At 62.3% G+C, this 18,622-nt stretch carries 16 protein-coding genes; 4 read left to right on the forward strand and 12 right to left on the reverse strand.

The window, feature by feature from the left end; translation table 11 throughout:
* Nucleotides 1-10: 10 nt before the first annotated feature.
* The 4 genes from FJ958_RS04480 to FJ958_RS04495 form a co-directional block, all read right to left on the reverse strand.
* On the reverse strand, nucleotides 11-1,816 hold the full coding sequence (locus tag FJ958_RS04480; protein WP_140739911.1) for an ABC transporter ATP-binding protein: 1,806 nt from the start codon (nucleotides 1,814-1,816) through the stop codon (nucleotides 11-13).
* Between the two features lie 365 nt (nucleotides 1,817-2,181).
* Entirely contained in the window at nucleotides 2,182-2,595 is a 414-nt protein-coding gene (locus tag FJ958_RS04485; protein ID WP_140739914.1) for a GNAT family N-acetyltransferase, read from the reverse strand.
* 53 nt (nucleotides 2,596-2,648) lie between these two features.
* Complete coding sequence (locus tag FJ958_RS04490; protein WP_140739917.1) at nucleotides 2,649-4,325, reverse strand: NAD+ synthase; 1,677 nt, start codon at nucleotides 4,323-4,325, stop codon at nucleotides 2,649-2,651.
* A gap of 124 nt (nucleotides 4,326-4,449) precedes the next feature.
* Nucleotides 4,450-5,166, reverse strand: a complete 717-nt coding sequence (locus tag FJ958_RS04495) for a DNA-3-methyladenine glycosylase I (protein WP_140739920.1) — start codon at nucleotides 5,164-5,166, stop codon at nucleotides 4,450-4,452.
* A gap of 88 nt (nucleotides 5,167-5,254) precedes the next feature.
* Here FJ958_RS04495 and FJ958_RS04500 point away from each other — a divergent pair, with 88 nt between their 5' ends.
* Complete coding sequence (locus FJ958_RS04500; RefSeq protein ID WP_140739923.1) at nucleotides 5,255-5,818, forward strand: DUF1003 domain-containing protein; 564 nt, start codon at nucleotides 5,255-5,257, stop codon at nucleotides 5,816-5,818.
* Nucleotides 5,815-6,402 (forward strand): DedA family protein, encoded by a 588-nt coding sequence (locus FJ958_RS04505; RefSeq protein WP_140739926.1) that lies wholly within the window; start codon nucleotides 5,815-5,817, stop codon nucleotides 6,400-6,402. Before FJ958_RS04500 ends, FJ958_RS04505 begins: the two co-directional genes overlap by 4 nt.
* Before the next feature lie 8 nt (nucleotides 6,403-6,410).
* On the opposite strand, the gene FJ958_RS04510 is transcribed toward FJ958_RS04505, so the two are convergent.
* The 3 genes from FJ958_RS04510 to FJ958_RS04520 form a co-directional block, all read right to left on the reverse strand.
* Nucleotides 6,411-6,998, reverse strand: a complete 588-nt coding sequence (locus FJ958_RS04510) for a hemerythrin domain-containing protein (RefSeq protein WP_140739929.1) — start codon at nucleotides 6,996-6,998, stop codon at nucleotides 6,411-6,413.
* A 129-nt stretch (nucleotides 6,999-7,127) separates the two neighbouring features.
* The gene (locus FJ958_RS04515) at nucleotides 7,128-7,487 is read right to left on the reverse strand and encodes a diacylglycerol kinase (RefSeq protein ID WP_140693033.1); all 360 of its coding nucleotides are present in this window, start codon (nucleotides 7,485-7,487) and stop codon (nucleotides 7,128-7,130) included.
* A 77-nt stretch (nucleotides 7,488-7,564) separates the two neighbouring features.
* Complete coding sequence (locus FJ958_RS04520) at nucleotides 7,565-7,981, reverse strand: GFA family protein (protein WP_140739932.1); 417 nt, start codon at nucleotides 7,979-7,981, stop codon at nucleotides 7,565-7,567.
* 414 nt (nucleotides 7,982-8,395) lie between these two features.
* Here FJ958_RS04520 and FJ958_RS04525 point away from each other — a divergent pair, with 414 nt between their 5' ends.
* The gene (locus tag FJ958_RS04525; protein WP_140739935.1) at nucleotides 8,396-9,466 is read left to right on the forward strand and encodes a diguanylate cyclase; all 1,071 of its coding nucleotides are present in this window, start codon (nucleotides 8,396-8,398) and stop codon (nucleotides 9,464-9,466) included.
* A gap of 115 nt (nucleotides 9,467-9,581) precedes the next feature.
* Here FJ958_RS04525 and FJ958_RS04530 read toward each other — a convergent pair whose 3' ends face one another.
* From FJ958_RS04530 to FJ958_RS04540, 3 genes are all read right to left on the reverse strand, one after another.
* Nucleotides 9,582-10,955 (reverse strand): 3-deoxy-7-phosphoheptulonate synthase class II, encoded by a 1,374-nt coding sequence (locus tag FJ958_RS04530; RefSeq protein ID WP_140739938.1) that lies wholly within the window; start codon nucleotides 10,953-10,955, stop codon nucleotides 9,582-9,584.
* Nucleotides 10,956-11,166: 211 nt separating this feature from the next.
* Nucleotides 11,167-14,664 (reverse strand): transcription-repair coupling factor, encoded by a 3,498-nt coding sequence (mfd, locus tag FJ958_RS04535; RefSeq protein ID WP_140739941.1) that lies wholly within the window; start codon nucleotides 14,662-14,664, stop codon nucleotides 11,167-11,169.
* Nucleotides 14,665-14,735: 71 nt separating this feature from the next.
* Complete coding sequence (locus tag FJ958_RS04540) at nucleotides 14,736-15,023, reverse strand: succinate dehydrogenase assembly factor 2 (RefSeq protein WP_140739943.1); 288 nt, start codon at nucleotides 15,021-15,023, stop codon at nucleotides 14,736-14,738.
* Between the two features lie 92 nt (nucleotides 15,024-15,115).
* On the opposite strand from FJ958_RS04540, the gene recG reads away from it, so the two are divergent.
* Nucleotides 15,116-17,224 (forward strand): ATP-dependent DNA helicase RecG, encoded by a 2,109-nt coding sequence (gene recG, locus FJ958_RS04545; RefSeq protein ID WP_140739946.1) that lies wholly within the window; start codon nucleotides 15,116-15,118, stop codon nucleotides 17,222-17,224.
* Here the strand turns inward: recG and FJ958_RS04550 are convergent.
* Together FJ958_RS04550 and FJ958_RS04560 are read right to left on the reverse strand one after the other, a co-directional pair.
* Nucleotides 17,176-17,928 carry a DUF502 domain-containing protein gene (locus FJ958_RS04550; RefSeq protein WP_140739949.1) on the reverse strand — a complete coding sequence of 251 codons (753 nt, stop codon included), beginning with the start codon at nucleotides 17,926-17,928 and terminating at the stop codon, nucleotides 17,176-17,178. The two genes, recG and FJ958_RS04550, sit on opposite strands and share 49 nt — an antisense overlap.
* Nucleotides 17,929-18,187: 259 nt before the next feature.
* The coding region (locus tag FJ958_RS04560) for an SIS domain-containing protein (RefSeq protein ID WP_140739951.1) at nucleotides 18,188-18,622 on the reverse strand (435 nt) is incomplete at its 5' end.

Raw genomic sequence — 18,622 nt, forward strand, 5'->3', positions numbered from 1 at the left:
CCCGGTTCGGTCAGATCACCAGCCCCTTGGTCAGTTCGAGCGCCTGGCGCTCGAACAGGCGGCGGTAGATGCCGCCCTTCAGCCGGATCAGCTCGTCATGCGACCCTTCCTCGACGATCTTGCCGCGATCGAAAACCAGCAGCCTGTCGAGCGCCCGAACCGTCGACAGCCGGTGCGCGATCACAAGCGTCGTGCGGCCGACCATCAGCCGTTCCATGGCTTGCTGGATCAGCACCTCCGATTCCGAATCGAGGCTCGATGTCGCCTCGTCTAGGATCAGGATGCGGGCATCGGCAAGAAAGGCGCGCGCGATGGCCACGCGCTGCCGCTCGCCGCCCGACAGTTTCACGCCACGCTCGCCAACCAGCGTGCCGTAGCCCTTCGGCAGGTTGACGATGAAATCATGCGCGCTGGCCAGCCTGGCGGCATGCTCGATCTCCTCCTGCGTCGCGCTTGGCCTGGCATAGGCGATGTTCTCGGCCAGCGACCGATGGAACAGGATCGGCTCCTGCTGGACGATCGCGATCTGGCCGCGCAGCGACGCTTGCGCCACATCAGAGATATCCTGGCCGTCGATCAGGATCTTCCCGGCATTCACGTCATAGAGCCGCTGGATGAGCTTGACGAAGGTCGTCTTGCCCGAACCCGAATGGCCGACGAGCCCAACACGTTCACCCGGCGCGATGTCGACCGAAAAGTCGCGATAGAGCGGCGACCGGTGATTGCCGTAGTGAAAGGTGACCTTGTCGAAGCCGATGGCCCCTCGCGTGATCCGGATCGGCCTGGCGCCAGGCCGGTCCTCGATGCCGAGAGGCTCGGACTGGAAATCGACCAGTTCCTCCATGTCGTTGATCGAGCGCTGCAGGTTGCGGATGTGCGTGCCGATATCCCGGAGATAACCCTGCAGCACGAAGAACGAGGTCAGCACGAAGGCGACGTCGCCGGCGCTCGCCTGCCCCCACGACCACAGCATCAGCGACAGGCCGATCACCGCGGCCCTCATGACCAGCAGCAGCGCCCCTTGCGTGGTGCCGTTGATGGTGCCGCGCACCCAGGTGCGCCGCGTGCGCGCCCGCCATTTGGCGACCACCCTGGCAAGGCGACGCTCTTCGCGCTCCTCGGCGCCAAAGCCCTTGACCACGGCATTGCAGCTCACTGCATCGGCGAGCGAGCCGCCGAGGCGCGTGTCCCAGGTATTGGCGAGCCTTGCGGCCGGCGCGACATAGCCCAGCGACAGCATCGCCGTCACCGTGATGAACAGTACCGAGCCCGCGGCCACGACCACGCCCATCAGCGGCCAGAACCAGCCGAGCAGCAGCGTCGAACCGACGAGCATGACGACCGACGGCAGCAAGGCGATCAGGATAGTGTCGTTCAGCAGGTCGAGCGCCCACATGCCGCGCGTTATCTTGCGCACGGTCGAGCCGGCGAAGGAGTTGGCATGCCAGTCGGTGGAGAAGCGCTGCACGCGATGGAAGGCGTCTGCGGCAATGTCTGCCATCATCTTCAGCGTCAGCTCGACGATCGCCATGAAGGCAAGGTTGCGCAGCACGACGCCGGTCAGGGCCAGCGCCATCAGCATGGAAAACGCCGTCATCGCGGCATTCCAGGCAATGGGGTCCGCGCCGGCGCTGCTGGCGACGGCATCGACCAGCCGGCCGGAATAGAGAGGTGTCAGGACGTCGGCCAGCGTCGACAGCAGGAAGCCACCCATGATCAGCGAAAGCCGCCAGGGCTGGCGCCGCCAATGGAGAAAAGTGAAGCCAAGAACACTGCGAAACGCGCTCGCGCGCAAATCGATCTTAAAACGAGCCATGATGTCATTCGGGCGCAATAAGCCCGATCCCGGTAAAGTCGAAAACGGAAAAAACCGCGTTGGGGCTGATTGCCCATGAATGCGGAGGTTCGGCTATGGTTGGTCGGCTGCCCAAGGGGGCGACCGGCAGCGGCAAATGCCTTTTCTGCGTCCGGAGTGGTTCCGATACTTCGGAACACCGGCGCAGACCTAGGCCTCGCGGCCTCGCATAACGATGTCAAATCCTGGCATTCGGACCTCCCTGAAGGGAATCGCGGAGAAGTCCTTATAGAGACGCCCTATAGCTTCGCCAAGGCAGGCCGCCGCCGAAACGGCATCTGGTCCAAGCAATGAGACGAATTTGCAACAATTGCACTCATCGCCCGTCAGGACGTCGGTGTACGATCAAGGCGCATATATCGGCCATCGGTCGACGGCCTGAAACCCAGCTTCTCGTACATGCCGTGCGCATCGCTGGTCGACAGGCTCCAGTGCGAAACGGTGCTTAGCTCCTGATGGTCGATAAGTGCCCGCACCAGCCGCAAGCCGATGCCACGCCCGCGATGCTGCGGCCAGACGATGATGTCGGCGAGATAGGCGAACACCGTGCGGTCGGTGATCGCCCTGCCGAAACCGACTTGTTCGCCGTCGATATAGGCGGCGGCGCAGAACGAATTCGCAAAGGCGCGACGATGCATTTCGTCGCTGCGGCCAGCGCCCCAGTAGCTCGCCATCAACAGATCCGACGTCGCCCGGAAATCGATTCGCGACAGGTCGAAGCTGATTTCACAGTCAGGCATGGCTCTATCCTCGCCACAGTGCGGCGAATTTTCGGTCAGCAGGCGAACCGCGCCTACCCGCGATCCCTGAAACGGTTGGTGACGGGATAGCGGCGGTCGCGGCCGAAATTCTTCCTGGTGATCTTCACGCCCGGTGCCGCCTGCCGGCGTTTGTATTCCGCGATGTAGAGCAGATGCTCTATACGCGTCACCGTCGCCCGGTCATGGCCGCGCGCCACGATGTCGTCGACGCCCATCTCGTTCTCGACCAGGCATTCCAGGATATCGTCCAACACCGGATAGGGCGGCAGCGAATCCTGGTCGGTCTGGTTCTCGCGCAATTCCGCCGACGGCGCCTTGTCGATGATATTCTTCGGGATGACCTCGCCCGACGGTCCGAGCGCGCCCGGCGGCACATGGCTGTTGCGCCAGCGCGACAGCGCGTAGACCTGCATCTTGTAGAGGTCCTTGATCGGATTGAAGCCGCCATTCATGTCGCCATAGAGCGTGGCGTAGCCGACGGACATCTCGCTCTTGTTGCCCGTGGTGACGACCATCGAGCCGAACTTGTTGGAAATCGCCATCAGGATGGTGCCGCGCGCACGGCTCTGCAGGTTCTCTTCGGTGATGCCTTCCTTGGTGCCCTCGAAAAGCTGCGTCAGCGCATGCATGAAGCCTTCGACCGGTTCGAAGATCGGCACGATGTCATAGCGGCAACCGAGCGCGCGGGCGCAGTCCTCGGCGTCCTTCAGCGAATCCTTCGACGTGTAGCGGTAAGGCATCATCACCGCGCGCAGCCGTTCCTCGCCAAGTGCGTCGACGGCAAGCGCCGCGCAGATCGCCGAATCGATGCCGCCCGACAGGCCGAGCACGACATTCTTGAAGCCGTTCTTGTTGACGTAGTCGCGCAGACCCAGCATGCAGGCCCGGTAGTCGGCTTCCTCCCGCTCGGGGATTTTCGACATCGGCCCCTCAGAGCAGGCCCAATGATCATCCTGTCTTTTCCAGGTGGTGACGTCGACCGCCTCCTCGAACTGGCTCATCTGGAAGGCAAGCCGTTTGTCGGCGCCAATAGCAAACGACGCGCCGTCGAAGATCAGCTCGTCCTGGCCGCCGAGCTGGTTGGCATAGATGATCGGCAGGCCACACTCGATGACCTGCTTGATGACGACCTGTTGGCGGACATCGATCTTGGCGCGGTAATAGGGCGAGCCGTTCGGCACAAGCAGGATTTCCGCCCCGCTTTCGGCAAGCGTCTCGCAGATGCCGATCTCGCCCCAGATGTCCTCGCAGATCGGAATCCCGATGCGCACGCCGCGGAAATTGATAGGCCCCTGGATCTCGGGCCCAGCCTGGAAGACGCGCTTCTCGTCGAATTCGCCGTAGTTGGGAAGATCGAGCTTGTAGCGTTCGGCGATGATCTTGCCGCCATCGGCGAAGACGATCGAATTGTGCGTGCCGCTCTTGCGCTTCAGCGGCGTGCCGATGACGACGCCGGGGCCGCCATCGGCGGTATCGGCGGCGAAGTCCTGCGCCGCGCGCTCGCAGGCTTTCAGGAAGGCCGGCTTCAGCACCAGATCCTCCGGCGGATAGCCGGCGAGGAAAAGCTCGGTATAGAGCACGAGATCGGCGCCCTGGCGGGCGGCATCCGCCCTCGCCTCGCGAGCTTTGGCGAGGTTGCCGGCGACATCGCCGACAGTCGGGTTGAGCTGGGCGATTGCGATGCGCAGGATGTCAGGCTTCTTGGTCATGCCTGCTGACTTAGCGCGGCAAAATACGCCTCGCAATGGCGTTCGCTTGGACCACCCCAGACCGATTGACGGGCATCAACGGTGTCAGGCCGAATGATTGGGTGAACGGTGTCCAGACCGACGATCAGTCCTCGCCCATATACTCGCGCAGCGCTTGCGGAGAATGGTTGTCACCGATCGACATCGCCAGGATGCGCGAAATGTGCCGCCGCGCCAAACCCGTCTCGGCAGCCCACCGGTTGATCTGCGCCTGGACTTTGTCGAGGTCCTTCTTCGAGGTCGGGCTTTCCGCGATATCGAGCCCGGCGTCGCGAAGTGCCGCCGCCATATCGGTCGAAATGACGAAGGCATCCCAGCCCAGCCAGCGCAGGAAATACTGGCCGGTGTTGCCGCCGAGCCGGCTGCCATGCTTGCCGAGATAGGCCATCAGCCCGACCTGATCATCGGCCGGCCATTCGGCAAGGAAATTGCCGAAGCCGCCATGCTCTTTGGACACGCGCTCGACAAAGGCGGCGTTGTCGCGAACGGACCTGATCTTCTGCGGGTTGCGTACGATGCGCTGATCGGAAGCCAGATCGTGCCAGAAATCGTCAGACTGGAACAACAGCCGCTTCGGCTCGAAACGCAGAAACGCCTCCTCGAAGCCTGGCCATTTCTGCTCGATGACGCGCCAGACGAAACCGGCGGCGAAAATCCGCTCGGCCATCGTCGAGAGAATGCGGTCGTCCGCGATCTCGGCGACGGCGGCGTTGTCGGGCACCGGCCCGAGCAGCGTTGAAAGCTCCGCTTCGCCGCCCTTGCGTTTTGCCGCGCGCAGGCGAATTTTCTGAAAATCGGCCATCGGTCCCTCGCTGTCCGCCGCAATGTATCACTTCCCCTGGGAGCCGGCAGCCTCTACCTCTATCGCCAGCCCAGACCTGGAGACAGCCATGTACAAGACGATCGATGAACTGGCGAATCGTTGGTTCAAGCGACGGCCGGACGGCCTCACCCAGTTGGAGAGCCGTGTACTGCAGTCAACGTTCGAGCGCACCACCATCACCAGGGACACCAACAAGGCTGTCGCCTTCCACCAGACCTTTGGCGACCGGCTTGCCGACACCATCGCCCGCATCGGCGGTTCCTGGTCCTTCATCCTCGCCTTTCTGGCTTTCCTGGTCCTTTGGACCGCTGGCAATGTCTGGCTTCTGTCACGCGATGCCTTCGACCCCTACCCGTTCATCTTCCTCAATCTTGTCCTGTCGATGCTTGCCGCCATTCAGGCGCCGGTGATCATGATGGCGCAGAACCGCCAGATCGAGCGCGACCGCATCGATGCCGCCCATGACTACGAGGTCAATCTGAAGGCAGAGATCGAAATCATGGCGCTGCATGAAAAGCTCGACGAATTGCGCCATAGCCAGATCCTCGGCATGCGCGACGAGATCGTGCGGCTGGCCGAACAGGTGCAGCGGATCGATGAAAGGCTGTCGCAGCAGCAGCCGACTTCATGACCGATACGATCCATCATTTCATCGAACAATACGGGCTGCTTGCGGTCTTTCTCGGCTGCGTTGCCGAAGGGGAAAGTGCGGCCATCCTCGGCGGCTTCTTCGCCCACCAGCATATCTTCGTGCTGTGGCATGCCTTTGTCGCGGCAGCACTCGGCGCCTTCGCCGGCGATACGGGCTTCTTCATCCTTGGGCGAAGCTTTGCCGATCATCGCTATGTCGTGAGATTGCGCCGGCGCCCCGGTTTCCGCCGCGCCTACCATCTGCTCAACACACATCCCAACATCTTCGTGCTGTCGAACCGTTACATCTACGGCATGCGCCTCGTCGGCGGCATAGCGGCCGGACTGTCGCGCATCTCGATGCTGCGTTTCGTCGTCCTCAACGCCGCCTCGTCGACGGTTTGGGCAATCCTGTTCGGCACGATCGGCTACATCTTCGGGCTGGGAGCCGAGCAGCTTATCGGCAAGGCATTGGCCCGCCACGAGCGCCTGTTGATTGGTCTGGGGATCGGTCTGGCGGTGGCCATCATTGCCTGGCTTGTGGCGCGCCATGTCGCCAGCAAGGAGCGAGCCAGGGAAAGCTGAGCTGATCGTCAGTCTATATCAAGCGCCCGATCGCCCCGGTCGAGGATCAGCGGGATGATCAGATCCTCCTCGTCGGCGAGATGCCGGGTCAGCATCGCGATCAGCCGGCTGTTCTCGTCGGCATAGGCATCGGCGGCGAAGCGCTGCTTGTCCTCGCCTTCCTGAAGCGTGCGGATAAAGGCATTCGCCGCCTCGGCGTTACGTTCCAGTCCTTCATGGATCGTGTGGTGGTCGGCGTCGAGGATTTCAAAGCCGCGCTTGAGCCGCGCCTCCGCCTTGGCAAAGACCGGGAAATAATGATGGTCCTCGACATTGTGGTGGCCATCGAGATTTCCGAGAAAATGATTGAGACGCGGCGCGAACCGGCGCGCGAAATCGGGGGCCGTCAGCCTGCCTTCGCGATAGTCGCCAATGCCGTTGGTGAGCATGCCGCCGAGCTCGCGGAACATGTCGTGCCGCTGCAGCCACATATTGGCGATGCCGTGAATGTTGGCGTGGCCCTGCCAGGTTTCGCGCGGATATTTCTCGGTCAGCCAGCGCAGGTCATCCGGCAAGCCTTTGCGTTCGAGAAGCAGGGAATTTGTAAATTCGGACATGACGGTTTCCTTAGCCATGATCCCGAAACGTGGAATCGGTTTTCGGAAAGGATCGTGGCCAACATAAACCAGAGCGTCCCGATTTCATCGGGGTCAGGCTCCGGTGACTGTCATATAGGGATCAGAGTCTCAGATCGGAACCCCGGCTACGCGCTCGATGAGAGCGATGCCCCAGACGCCACCAGCAATCACGACCGAAATCAGCACCGCCAGCGAGCCGCAATCCTTGGCGAGCTGGATGTCGATGTGGAATTCACGAGAAATTGCGTCACAGGCCGCCTCGATGCCGGTGTTTAGCACCTCGACCATGATCAGGAGCAGCACTGCGCCGATCAGCAGCGCGTAGCTGCGCCACGACACTGAAATGAACCAGCCCGCGGGCAAAGCCAGCACCAGCAGCATCAATTCCTGCTGGAAAGCCTTCTCACTAACGGCGAGCTTGCGAAATGCCCGCACCGAATTGATAAAAGCATCGATCAGCCGCTGCATGCTAGACCCCTTTGCGAACCACCGGCACGGGATAAAGCAACGGCCCGATCAATGGAATAAGGCGTCTTGTCCAAAATTCATTCAACGACCGGTATAGACGGCGCCGACTTTTCAAACTGCGGCAGCCCGTCATGGATCGAATAATAGTCGCCCTTGTCGCCGACAAAGATATGACATTGGCCCTCGAGGCCGGTCGGCTTGTCGAACGATCCCGCCATGACCGAAATGTAGACTTGATCCCTTGGCTTCCAGAAAAGCACTGACCCGCATACTTTGCAGAAGCCGCGCCTGGCGAAGTCGGACGCCTCGTACCAGCTGATGTTTTCCGCGCCTTCGAGCACGATGTCGGCATCGGCAACATTGGTCGCGGCATAGAAGTGCCCGCTTTGTTTACGGCACTGCGAACAATGACAGCAGACGACGCCCCGCAGTGCGCCGCGCGTTCGGAAGCGGACCGCTTGGCACAGGCACGATCCCTGGTGACTGTCACTCATTTCGGCACTTCCTTGAAGAACCTCGTCCGTCATCGTCGTCAGGATTCCAGCTTTGCGGTGGTTACGCGCAAGCAAATACGACACCGACCGGCGTGACGATTTCGAAATTCAATTCCATTTTCAACCGCGCGCCGCGCGGTTTCTAATTCAAAGCCGCCAAACTGCGTGTTGTCCCTCGATTGGTGGTGCAGAAATTCATGTTTCTACAGCCACAGGTAGAGAAAGACCCGTGGAAGTCGTGCGGATTAAGGAAACTTTAGCGCTGACGCAATTATGGTCTCTCAAGCAAAGGTCGTCGGTGGGGACGCGTCTCTTCGCAAGATGTTCTGGAATGTCGGCAGGCCGCTCCCCCCGTTCGGCGATCAGTGGACCCACATATTCTGCGTCGGAATCCAAGGAAAGAGTGTATCAGATATGCAGCCGGCAGCAGCACCAACCGAACAGAACACCGATATCGCATCCGCTGTCGTCACCACGATGCGCCAGTTGGGCGTGCTCGGCCTGCCGCGCAATTACGAGATCTTCTATGAAGCGCTGAGTGGCACCAATCGCGAACTCAGCCTTGCCGTGCTTTCACTGAACAGCCGGCCCACACAGGACGAGCTGGACAAGATCGGCCGTTCTTTCTTTGCCCAGAACCATGGCCCAGGCATCGTGGAGCATGCGCGGGACGTTATCGCCAGGGAACTCGAGGAAGTCGCATCGCTGTTGCGGAGCGAGCGCAGCCATATCGAGAAATACGGCAGGATTCTCGATGAGACATCGAGCGGCCTGAACAGCCGCAGCCTGCTCTCCCAGGATCTTCTGCAAAAGATCGCCAACGCCATGTCGATCGCTACCAATTCGACCATCGACCACGGCCGACAGGTCGCCTCGACACTCAATGATAAGACGGCGGAGCTCGAGAGCGTCAAGTCGAAGCTCGAGGAATACAAGCGGCTGGCCAACACCGATCCGTTGACCCAGATCTGGAACCGTCGCGCCTTCGACAGGGAAATTACCCGAATCTACAACAGCAACAAGGGCATCCTGTTCAATGCCTTGATCCTTGCCGATATCGATCGGTTCAAGGATATCAATGATCGGTATGGCCATCCGGTCGGCGACAAGATCATCCAGATCATCGCCGAGATTTTCCAGACCAGCATTCGCGGCGATATGTTCGTCGCGCGCACCGGCGGCGAGGAGTTCGCGCTGATCATCGAGGGTGCCAGCGAGGACGCCACCTACGAGATCGCGGAGCGCATTCGCGCGCTGATCGAACAGACGCCATTCGCCAGCAGCCAGACCGGCATGAAATACGGTACCGTGACGGTCTCGATGGGCATCTGCATGGCATCCGAGGCCGACGGTCCCGAGGACCTCTACACCAAGGCCGACCGGGCGCTCTACCGCTCGAAGGTCAGCGGCCGCAACCGCGTCACCAAGCATTCGATGATGGCCGGCCGCGCCGGCAAGAGCTGGCTTCTCTACAAGAAAGACTGATGCCTCCCGTTCGCCGATCGCGCCGGCATCGGCGGAGGCACCGGCCATGAACTGAAAATGGAAAGGCGCCGGATTTCTCAGGCGCCTTCGCATCGATCGATTGGGGTCGGCAGGATCAGCCGTTGACGGCGTGCTTCTGCTGGACCGGATGGCTCTTCTTCAGCAGATCCGACACCAGAAACGCCAGTTCGATCGCCTGGTCGGCATTGAGGCGCGGGTCGCAATGCGTGTGGTAGCGGTCCTGCAGTTCCTCGGCCGTGATGGCGCGTGCGCCGCCCGTGCATTCGGTGACATTCTTGCCGGTCATCTCGACATGGATACCGCCCGGATGCGTGCCTTCAGCGCGGTGCACTTCGAAGAAGGTCTGCACTTCCTTCAGGATGCGATCGAACGGCCGCGTCTTGTAGCCAGCGGCCTCGATCGTGTTGCCATGCATTGGATCCGATGACCAGACCACGCTGCGGCCTTCCTTCTGCACCGCGCGCACCAGCTTCGGCAGGTGGTCGGCGACCTTGTCGGAGCCGAAGCGGGCAATCAGCGTCAGCCGGCCGGGCTCATTCTCGGGATTGAGCAGGTCGATCAGTTCCAGCAAGCCATCAGGCGTCAGCGACGGGCCGCATTTCAGGCCGAGCGGATTCTTGATGCCGCGGCAATATTCGACATGCGCGTGGTCGGGCTGGCGCGTGCGATCGCCAATCCAGATCATGTGGCCAGAGGTGGCGTACCAGTCGCCCGAAGTCGAGTCGACGCGGGTCAGCGCCTCCTCGTAGCCGAGCAGCAGCGCCTCGTGGCTGGTGTAGAAATCGGTCTCGCGCAGCGCGTAATTGGTCTCCGAGGTAATGCCGACGGCCTTCATGAAGTCCATCGTCTCGGTGATGCGGCTGGCAAGCGACGCGTACTTTTCGCCTTGCGGGCTGTCTGACACGAAGCCGAGCATCCAGCGATGCACGTTCTCAAGGCTGGCGTAGCCGCCCTGCGCGAAGGCACGCAGAAGGTTGAGCGTCGCCGCCGACTGGCGATACGCCATTTCCTGGCGGGCGGGATCGGGAATACGCGACTTGGCGTCGAACTCGATGCCGTTGATGATGTCGCCGCGATAGCTCGGCAGCGTGACGCCGCTCTTGGTCTCGTTGTCGGACGAGCGCGGCTTGGCGAACTGGCCGGCAACGCGGCCGACCTTCACCACCGGCTGCGCGCCGGCGAAGGTCAACACGACCGACATCTGCAGGAAGACGCGGAAGAAGTCGCGGATGTTGTCCGCGCCATGTTCGGCGAAGCTCTCGGCGCAGTCGCCCCCCTGAAGGAGGAAGGCTTCACCGGCGGCGACGGCCGCCAACTGCTTCTTCAGCTTGCGTGCCTCACCAGCAAAGACCAGCGGCGGAAAAGTGGCGAGCTGGGCTTCCGTGTTCTTCAGAGCGGCAAGGTCCGGATAGGCGGGAACCTGCTTGATCGGCATTGCTCTCCAAGAATTCGGCGACCATTTCGTCATCGCTGCACCCAACGCTCTTTCCGAGCAATTCCAGGAAAAGTGTGAAACGGTTTTCCCACAGGAATTGCGTCAAACCAATAAATGGGCGCCATTTGCCCGCCAAGCCCCACATGGGACCGCGGCTCCATACACGAAGCCGATTTCCTATTCTAGACCGGAATTTCAGCCTTGGCGAATGGCTTGAGGCACCCAGGACCGCCCGAACCTGAGATCAGGCGGCCTTTTCCGCCAACTTCGCCAGCTGCGTCATGACAACCGCGGAGCCTGCCAGGCGTTTTTCGGCATTCGGCCAGTCGCGCACGAAGACGACACTGTGGTCCGGCCTGATCTTGGCCAGCGAGCCCTGCTCGCCGATGAATTTGACCAGCCCGACCGGATTGGGGAATTCGCGCTTGCGGAAATGGATGACGACGCCCTTCGGCCCGGCATCGAGCTTCTCGACATTGGCCTTGCGGCAGAGCGCCTTGATGAAGACGATCTTCAGGAGATGCTTCACCTCCTCCGGCAGCGGACCGAACCGGTCGATCAGTTCGGCTCCGAAGGCGTCGATCTCCTCGGTGTTTTCGAGATCGCCGAGACGGCGATAAAGCGCCAGCCTGAGCTGCAGGTCGGGCACATAGGTTTCCGGGATCATCACCGCCGTGCCGACGGCGATCTGCGGCGACCAGCCGCCGTCCTGAACCTCGCCGGAATCCTTCACCTCGGCGACGGCCTCCTCCAGCATCTGCTGATAGAGCTCGAAACCGACCTCCTTGATGTGGCCGGACTGCTCTTCGCCCAGAAGATTGCCCGCGCCACGGATATCGAGATCATGGCTGGCAAGCTGGAAGCCGGCGCCCAGCGTGTCGAGCGATTGCAGCACCTTCAGCCTGCGCTCGGCCGTATCGGTGAGCTTACGGTTGGCCGGCAGCGTGAACAACGCATAGGCGCGCACCTTCGAGCGGCCGACACGACCGCGCAGCTGGTAGAGCTGCGACAGGCCGAACATGTCCGCGCGGTGGATGATCAGCGTGTTGGCGGTCGGGATGTCGAGACCGGATTCGACGATGGTGGTCGACAGAAGCACATCGTACTGGCCGTCATAGAAGGCATTCATGATGTCGTCGAGTTCACCAGGCGGCATCTGGCCGTGAGCTACCGCCACCTTCAGTTCGGGGACGGATTCCTTCAGGAAATCATGGATTTCCGAGAGATCACTGATGCGCGGAACCACATAGAAGGAATGCCCGCCGCGATAGCGCTCGCGAAGCAGCGTTTCGCGGATGACCAGCGGATCGAAAGGCGAGATGAACGTGCGCACCGCCATGCGGTCGACCGGCGGCGTGGCGATCAGCGACAGTTCACGCACGCCCGTCAGCGCCAGTTGCAGCGTGCGCGGGATCGGCGTCGCCGACAGCGTCAGCACATGGACATCGGTCTTCAGGTCCTTCAGCCGTTCCTTGTGCTTGACGCCAAAATGCTGCTCCTCGTCGATGATCAGCAGGCCAAGATTCTTGAACGAGATCGAGGATCCGAGCAGCGCATGGGTGCCGACGACGATGTCGACCTGACCTTCGGCCAAAGCCTTCTTCGTCTCCGCGAGTTCCTTGGCGCCGACCAGCCGGGAGGCCTGGGCGACGCGGATGGGAAGCCCCGAGAAACGCTGGGAGAACGTCTTGAAATGCTGGCGTGACAACAGCGTCGTCGGCACCACGACGGCGACCTGAAATCCTTCCATCGCCGCGATGAAGGCGGCACGAAGCGCCACTTCGGTCTTGCCGAAGCCGACGTCGCCGCAGATCAGCCGATCCATCGGCTTGCCGGCGCCAAGGTCGTCCCGCACCGAATCGATCGCTGTCTGCTGGTCGTCGGTCTCCTCGTAGGGGAACCGGGCGGCGAATTCATCATAGAGGCCTTCGGCCGGCACCAGCGGCGGTGCGGCGCGCATCTGCCGCTCCGCGGCGATGCGGATCAGCTGTCCCGCCATGTCGAGCAGGCGCCGCTTAAGCTTTGCCTTGCGCGACTGCCAGGCGCCGCCGCCAAGCTTGTCCAGCGTCGCTTCGGCCGAATCCGACCCGTAGCGCGACAGGAGCTCGATATTCTCGACCGGCAGGAACAGCCGGTCGTCGCCTGCATAATGGATTTCCAGGCAGTCATGCGGCGCACCAACCGCTTCGATGGTACGCAGGCCGATGAAGCGGCCAATGCCATGGTCGGCATGGACGACGATATCGCCGGCTGATAGGGCCGAAGCTTCGGCAATGAAGTCAGACGCGCGCTTCTTGCGCTTCGAACGGCGGATCAGCCGATCGCCGAGAATGTCCTGTTCGGCGACGACGACCAGCTTTCCGGTCTCGAAGCCGGATTCCAATGGCAGAACGGCCAATGCCGCCTGCCCCGGCTCAAGCTGTTCGGCCTCCGTCAGCGTGTCGACCTGCTTGAGATTGCCGAGATGATGCTCGGCCAGGATTTGCCCAAGCCGGTCGAGCGAACCTTCGGTCCAGCCGGCAATGACGACACGGCGGCGCGCCGCGCGTTCGTCGGCGATATGCCTGACGACAACATCGAAGACATTGACGTTCGGGTCGGCGCGCTCCTCGACGAAGCTGCGGCCATGGCGTGAGCCGGCGTGATAGACTTTCTTGGCACCGGCATCGGGCGCGTCGAAGGGAGTGAAATCGATCGCTTCGCGCGGTCCGAGCGAGGCGATCAGGTTTTCCGGCGAGAGGTAAAGCAGATCCGGCGCCACCGGCTTGTAAGGCACGGCATCCCTTAGCGCGCTGTCGGCCTGCTTTTTCCGCGCCTCGTAATGATCGAGGATCAGCGTGTGGCGTTCGGCAAGCGCCTCATGCGCCAGATGGTCGAAAACGACGGGCGTGTCCGGCAGATAATCGAATACCGTCTCCAGCCGCTCATAGAAGAACGGCAGCCAATGCTCCATGCCGGCGAAGCGCCGCCCTTCACTGACCGCGGCGTAGAGGCCATCATCACGCGACGGCGCGCCAAACGCCTCGATGTAGGCGCGGCGAAAGCGGCTGATGGTTTCGGGCGTCAGCGCCACTTCGCTCATCGCCTGCAGCGCCATCGACTTGCGCTGGCCGGTGGTGCGCTGGGTGGCCGCGTCGAAGACGCGGATCGATTCCAGCGTGTCGCCGAAGAAATCGAGCCTCAGCGCCTCGGTCCAGCCGGGTGCGAACAGGTCGAGAATGCCGCCGCGCACCGCGAATTCGCCGATGCCGCGCACCGTCGGCACGCGTTCGAAGCCTGACGTTTCCAGCCGCGCGATCAGCACGTTCATGTCTATCTGGTTGCCCGGCCTGGCATGGAAGGTCTGCGCCTCGACGAGGTCGGCCGGCGGGACGCGCTGCAGAAGCGCATTGGCGGTGGTGAGGATGACGGCACGGTGCGGCTTCTTCGCCAGCGCGATCATGGCGGTCAGCGCATCGAGGCGCTTGGCGGCGGCATCCGAACCGGGCGACACCCGGTCATAGGGCAGGCAATCCCAGGCCGGCAGCTCCAGCACAGGCAGGCCGGGTGCGGCGAAAGACAGCGCCTCGATGATTGCCGGCAGGCGCTGGCCGTCGCGCGCCACGAACAGCACCGGCTTGTCGGGTGCGATTTCGAGGGCCGTCTGCACCAGGGCGAAGGCTTCATAGCCGTCGGCGACGCCATCCACGATGAACTGGCCGGCGCGGCCCTTCGGCAGGCCAATGATGGGAATGAGGCTCATCAAATCACGGTCTTGGTTGTCGCAATTCCGGACGGAAAACCGCTTAGCACTTTTCCTGGAATTGCTTGTGTTCAGAAGGTCATGGTCCGGCGGGATGCCAGGATTTTTTGCAGGACAGCACAATCGATATCCGCCGGAACGGGGCGTTTGCCGGTAACCAGCGGGAGGAATTCGGCGTCGGGAATGTCGAGGAGCCTCTCATATTGGTCGATTTCCTCGCCGGTCAAGGAACCGATCTCGGCGTCGGCGAACGTGCCGAGGATCAGGTCCATCTCGCGCAGGCCGCGATGCCAGGAGCGGAACAAGAGTTTGCGGCGGTGGGCATCCAGCCCCTCGCTTGATCGTTTCGTTCCGGTCATTGTGCCGCATCCTCGCTTGCTGCGGCGCATATAGCGTGGATAGAAGGTGCTGTCAGCCTTGCGCTGCGGCCCTCGCGACATAAGCTGACATCATGCGCCCATCCATCCTCGATCCGCTGTTTGTCCCGATCACTTCGCTTGCCGGCGTCGGGCCGAAGGTCGGCTCGCTGATCGAGAAGGTGGTGGCCGCCGATCTCGGCGATCGCGCCGCGCGCGCCGGCGATCTTCTGTTCGTGCTGCCGCACACCGTCATCGACCGCCGCAACCGGCCCGGCATCGCGCTTGCCGCCGAAGGCGCGATCGTCACGCTCGAGGTGCGCATCGACCGCCACCAGCCGCCGCCGCGCGGCAACAGGTCGGTGCCCTACCGGGTCTTCGCGCATGACGATACCGGCGAAATCGGCCTGACCTTTTTCCATGCCCATGCTGCCTATCTCGAAAAAGCAATGCCCGTGGGCGAGCATGTCGTGGTCTCCGGCCGCATGGAATGGTTCAACGGCCGCCCGACCATGGTCCACCCCGACCACATAGCGCTGGCCACTGATGCGGAGAACCTCCCGCTCGTCGAACCGGTCTATCCGCTCACCGCCGGCCTCTCGGGCAAGGTGCTGCGCCGCGCGATCGGCCAGGCCCTGGCGCGCGTGCCCGATTTGCCAGAGTGGCAGGATGGCGCTTTCATGCGCCGGCACACCTTTCCCGCCTTCGCCGATGCGCTCGCTCGCATCCACAACCCGGCGGATCCGATCGACGTCTCGGTTGAAGGCGCGTCCTGGCGACGCCTCGCCTATGACGAATTTCTGGCAGGCCAGGTCTCGCTGGCGCTGGTCCGCGCAAAGGTCCGCCGGCTGTCCGGCCGTCCTTTGGTGGGTGACGGCAGCATCGTTGAGAAACTGCGCGCCGCCCTTCCCTATTCGCTGACATCAAGCCAGGAATTCGCGCTCGCCGAAATCAATGCCGACCTTGCCGACCCCGAACGCATGCTGCGGCTGCTCCAAGGCGATGTCGGCTCCGGCAAGACCGTCGTCGCGCTGCTGGCTATGGCGCGCGCCGTCGAGGCCGGCGGCCAGGCGGCACTGATGGCGCCGACCGAAATCCTGGCGCGCCAACATCTGGCGACGATCGCGCCGCTTGCCGCCAGGGTCGGGCTGCGCATCGCCATCCTGACCGGCCGTGAGAAAGGCCGCGAGCGCACCGACACGCTGGCCGGACTGGCAAGCGGCGAGATCGACATCGTCGTCGGCACCCACGCGCTGTTCCAGGAGACTGTCGCCTTCCATGATCTGGTGCTGGCCGTCATCGATGAGCAGCATCGCTTCGGCGTTCACCAGCGGCTTGCCATCACCGCCAAGGGCGACGCGCCCGACATACTGGTGATGACCGCAACCCCCATTCCACGCACGTTGGTGCTGACCGCTTTCGGCGACATGGACGTGTCGAAATTGACGGAGAAACCTGCCGGCCGCCAACCGATCCGCACCGTCACCTTGCCGTTGGACCGGCTCGACGAACTGGTTGGCCGCATGGTCGACGCCGTCGCCGGTGGCCAGAAGATTTATTGGATCTGCCCATTGGTCGAGGAATCCGAAGAGATCAAGCTGATGTCGGCCGAGGACCGTTTCGCCTCGCTGAAACCGCTGTTCGGCGACCGGATCGGCCTCGTCCATGGCCGCATGAAGGGCGGCGAGAAAGACGAGGCGATGCGTGCCTTCAAGCAGGGCGAGACGCGCATCCTGATCGCCACCACGGTCATCGAGGTCGGCGTCGACGTGCCCGACGCCACCGTGATGGTCATCGAGCATGCCGAACGCTTCGGCCTTGCCCAATTGCACCAGCTGCGCGGCCGGGTCGGGCGTGGCGACAAACCCTCGTCCTGCGTGCTGCTCTATAAGGATCCGCTCGGCGAGACCGCAAAACGCCGGCTGTCGGTGATGCGTGAGACCGAGGACGGTTTCCTGATTGCCGAGGAAGACCTGAAATTGCGCGGCGAAGGCGAATTACTGGGCACCCGCCAGTCCGGCACGCCGGGTTTTCAGGTGGCGCGCATCGAGGCGCATGCCGATCTGCTCGAGGCTGCCCGCGATGATGCGAGACTGATCCTGTCCCGCGACCCGGAGCTGCAATCCGGCCGCGGCGAAGCGCTGCGCCTGCTGCTCTATTTGTTCGGTCGCGACGAGGCCGTGCGGCTTCTGCGCGCCGGGTGAGGTCCTAGCGGCGGGTTGGCCACGGTTCCGTTGATCGGCTCGCCATTCAGCGTCACCATCTTGGTTTTCACTTCCGGCGCCACCAGTCCAGCCGATACAATCAGTTTTGCGCCGTCCTCGATCGTCATGTCGAGCAGCACGATGTCGGACTTCGGCACATACATGAGGAAGCCGGTCGTCGGATTAGGCGTGCAGGGCATGAACACGGCGATCAGCGGGTCTCCCTCCTGGTCAAGCTTCTCATTGATCTCTGTCTCCTTTTCGCTGGCAACAAACACCAGCGACCAGACGCCCTTGCGCGGATATTCGACCAGCCCAACCTGGCGGAACATGTCGCCCTTGTTCGACAGGACGGTCTCGAATATCTGCTTCAGCGAGCCGTAGATGCCGCGCACCAGCGGCATGCGGCCAAGCAGGCGCTCGCCGAAACCCACAATGGCGCGGCCGACAATGTTGGCGGCGAAGAAACCGATCACCGTGATCAGGATAAGCGCGACGATCAGCCCGAACCCGGGCACCGGGAATGGCAGGTAGGTATCGGGGCTGTAGCGTGCCGGAATATAGGGTTTTACCCAGGAATCGACCCAGCCGATGAACGACCAGGCGATATAGGCGGTGATCGCCAAGGGCGCGCAGACGATGAAACCTGTGAGGAAATAGTTCCTCAGCCGGGTCATGCCGGAGGTCTTCGGAGCATCGGACATGGTTCACCGGAGGCGCGGGTTGCAACGCGACATTAGTGAACCGGAAGCCGGTTTGGAACTGCGAAGTTTTTAAAGAGGGCTTGTTATGCCGCGGCCCCGAGCGGTTCGATCTTCTCCAACTCAGAGGTGAGTTTTTTCGCTTCCGTCTCAAGCTCATAGGACTGCTGGAAGTTCATCCAGAACTGCGGGGAAGTGTTGAACAGATACTTAACTTAGCTTCGCTTAGGCCGATGGTGCCAAATCGAGGGTTTGTCGTCGCCTACTCCACGGTCACCGACTTCGCCAGGTTGCGCGGCTGGTCGACGTCGGTGCCCATGAACACGGCGGTGAAGTAGGCCAGCATCTGGATCGGCAGCGCGTAGATGATCGGCGAGATGATCTCGGGCACGTCCGGCAGCACGATCGTCTCCATCGTCTTCACGCTCGCCTGCGCCGCCCCCCTGCTGTCGGTGATCAGGATGATCTTGCCGCCGCGCGCCGCCACCTCCTGCATGTTCGACACGGTCTTTTCGAAGATGCGGTCATGCGGAGCAATGACGATGACCGGCATGTTCTCGTCGATCAGCGCGATCGGTCCATGCTTCAGTTCGCCCGCCGCATAGCCCTCGGCGTGGATGTAGGAGATCTCCTTGAGCTTCAGCGCCCCTTCCATGGCCAGCGGGAAATTGGTGTCGCGGCCGAGATAGAGCACATC

Source organism: Mesorhizobium sp. B2-3-5, assembly GCF_006442395.1.
Taxonomy (GTDB): Bacteria; Pseudomonadota; Alphaproteobacteria; order Rhizobiales; family Rhizobiaceae; genus Mesorhizobium.

What these genes read in the sequence shown, in the direction of transcription:
- FJ958_RS04480 (WP_140739911.1), bottom strand. Translation starts at nt 1,816, where the DNA reads ATGGCTCGTTTTAAGATCGATTTGCGCGCGAGCGCGTTTCGCAGTGTT.
- FJ958_RS04485 (WP_140739914.1), bottom strand. Translation starts at nt 2,595, where the DNA reads ATGCCTGACTGTGAAATCAGCTTCGACCTGTCGCGAATCGATTTCCGG.
- FJ958_RS04490 (WP_140739917.1), bottom strand. Translation starts at nt 4,325, where the DNA reads ATGACCAAGAAGCCTGACATCCTGCGCATCGCAATCGCCCAGCTCAAC.
- FJ958_RS04495 (WP_140739920.1), bottom strand. Translation starts at nt 5,166, where the DNA reads ATGGCCGATTTTCAGAAAATTCGCCTGCGCGCGGCAAAACGCAAGGGC.
- FJ958_RS04500 (WP_140739923.1), top strand. Translation starts at nt 5,255, where the DNA reads ATGTACAAGACGATCGATGAACTGGCGAATCGTTGGTTCAAGCGACGG.
- FJ958_RS04505 (WP_140739926.1), top strand. Translation starts at nt 5,815, where the DNA reads ATGACCGATACGATCCATCATTTCATCGAACAATACGGGCTGCTTGCG.
- FJ958_RS04510 (WP_140739929.1), bottom strand. Translation starts at nt 6,998, where the DNA reads ATGTCCGAATTTACAAATTCCCTGCTTCTCGAACGCAAAGGCTTGCCG.
- FJ958_RS04515 (WP_140693033.1), bottom strand. Translation starts at nt 7,487, where the DNA reads ATGCAGCGGCTGATCGATGCTTTTATCAATTCGGTGCGGGCATTTCGC.
- FJ958_RS04520 (WP_140739932.1), bottom strand. Translation starts at nt 7,981, where the DNA reads ATGAGTGACAGTCACCAGGGATCGTGCCTGTGCCAAGCGGTCCGCTTC.
- FJ958_RS04525 (WP_140739935.1), top strand. Translation starts at nt 8,396, where the DNA reads ATGCAGCCGGCAGCAGCACCAACCGAACAGAACACCGATATCGCATCC.
- FJ958_RS04530 (WP_140739938.1), bottom strand. Translation starts at nt 10,955, where the DNA reads ATGACGAAATGGTCGCCGAATTCTTGGAGAGCAATGCCGATCAAGCAG.
- mfd (WP_140739941.1), bottom strand. Translation starts at nt 14,664, where the DNA reads ATGAGCCTCATTCCCATCATTGGCCTGCCGAAGGGCCGCGCCGGCCAG.
- FJ958_RS04540 (WP_140739943.1), bottom strand. Translation starts at nt 15,023, where the DNA reads ATGACCGGAACGAAACGATCAAGCGAGGGGCTGGATGCCCACCGCCGC.
- recG (WP_140739946.1), top strand. Translation starts at nt 15,116, where the DNA reads ATGCGCCCATCCATCCTCGATCCGCTGTTTGTCCCGATCACTTCGCTT.
- FJ958_RS04550 (WP_140739949.1), bottom strand. Translation starts at nt 17,928, where the DNA reads ATGTCCGATGCTCCGAAGACCTCCGGCATGACCCGGCTGAGGAACTAT.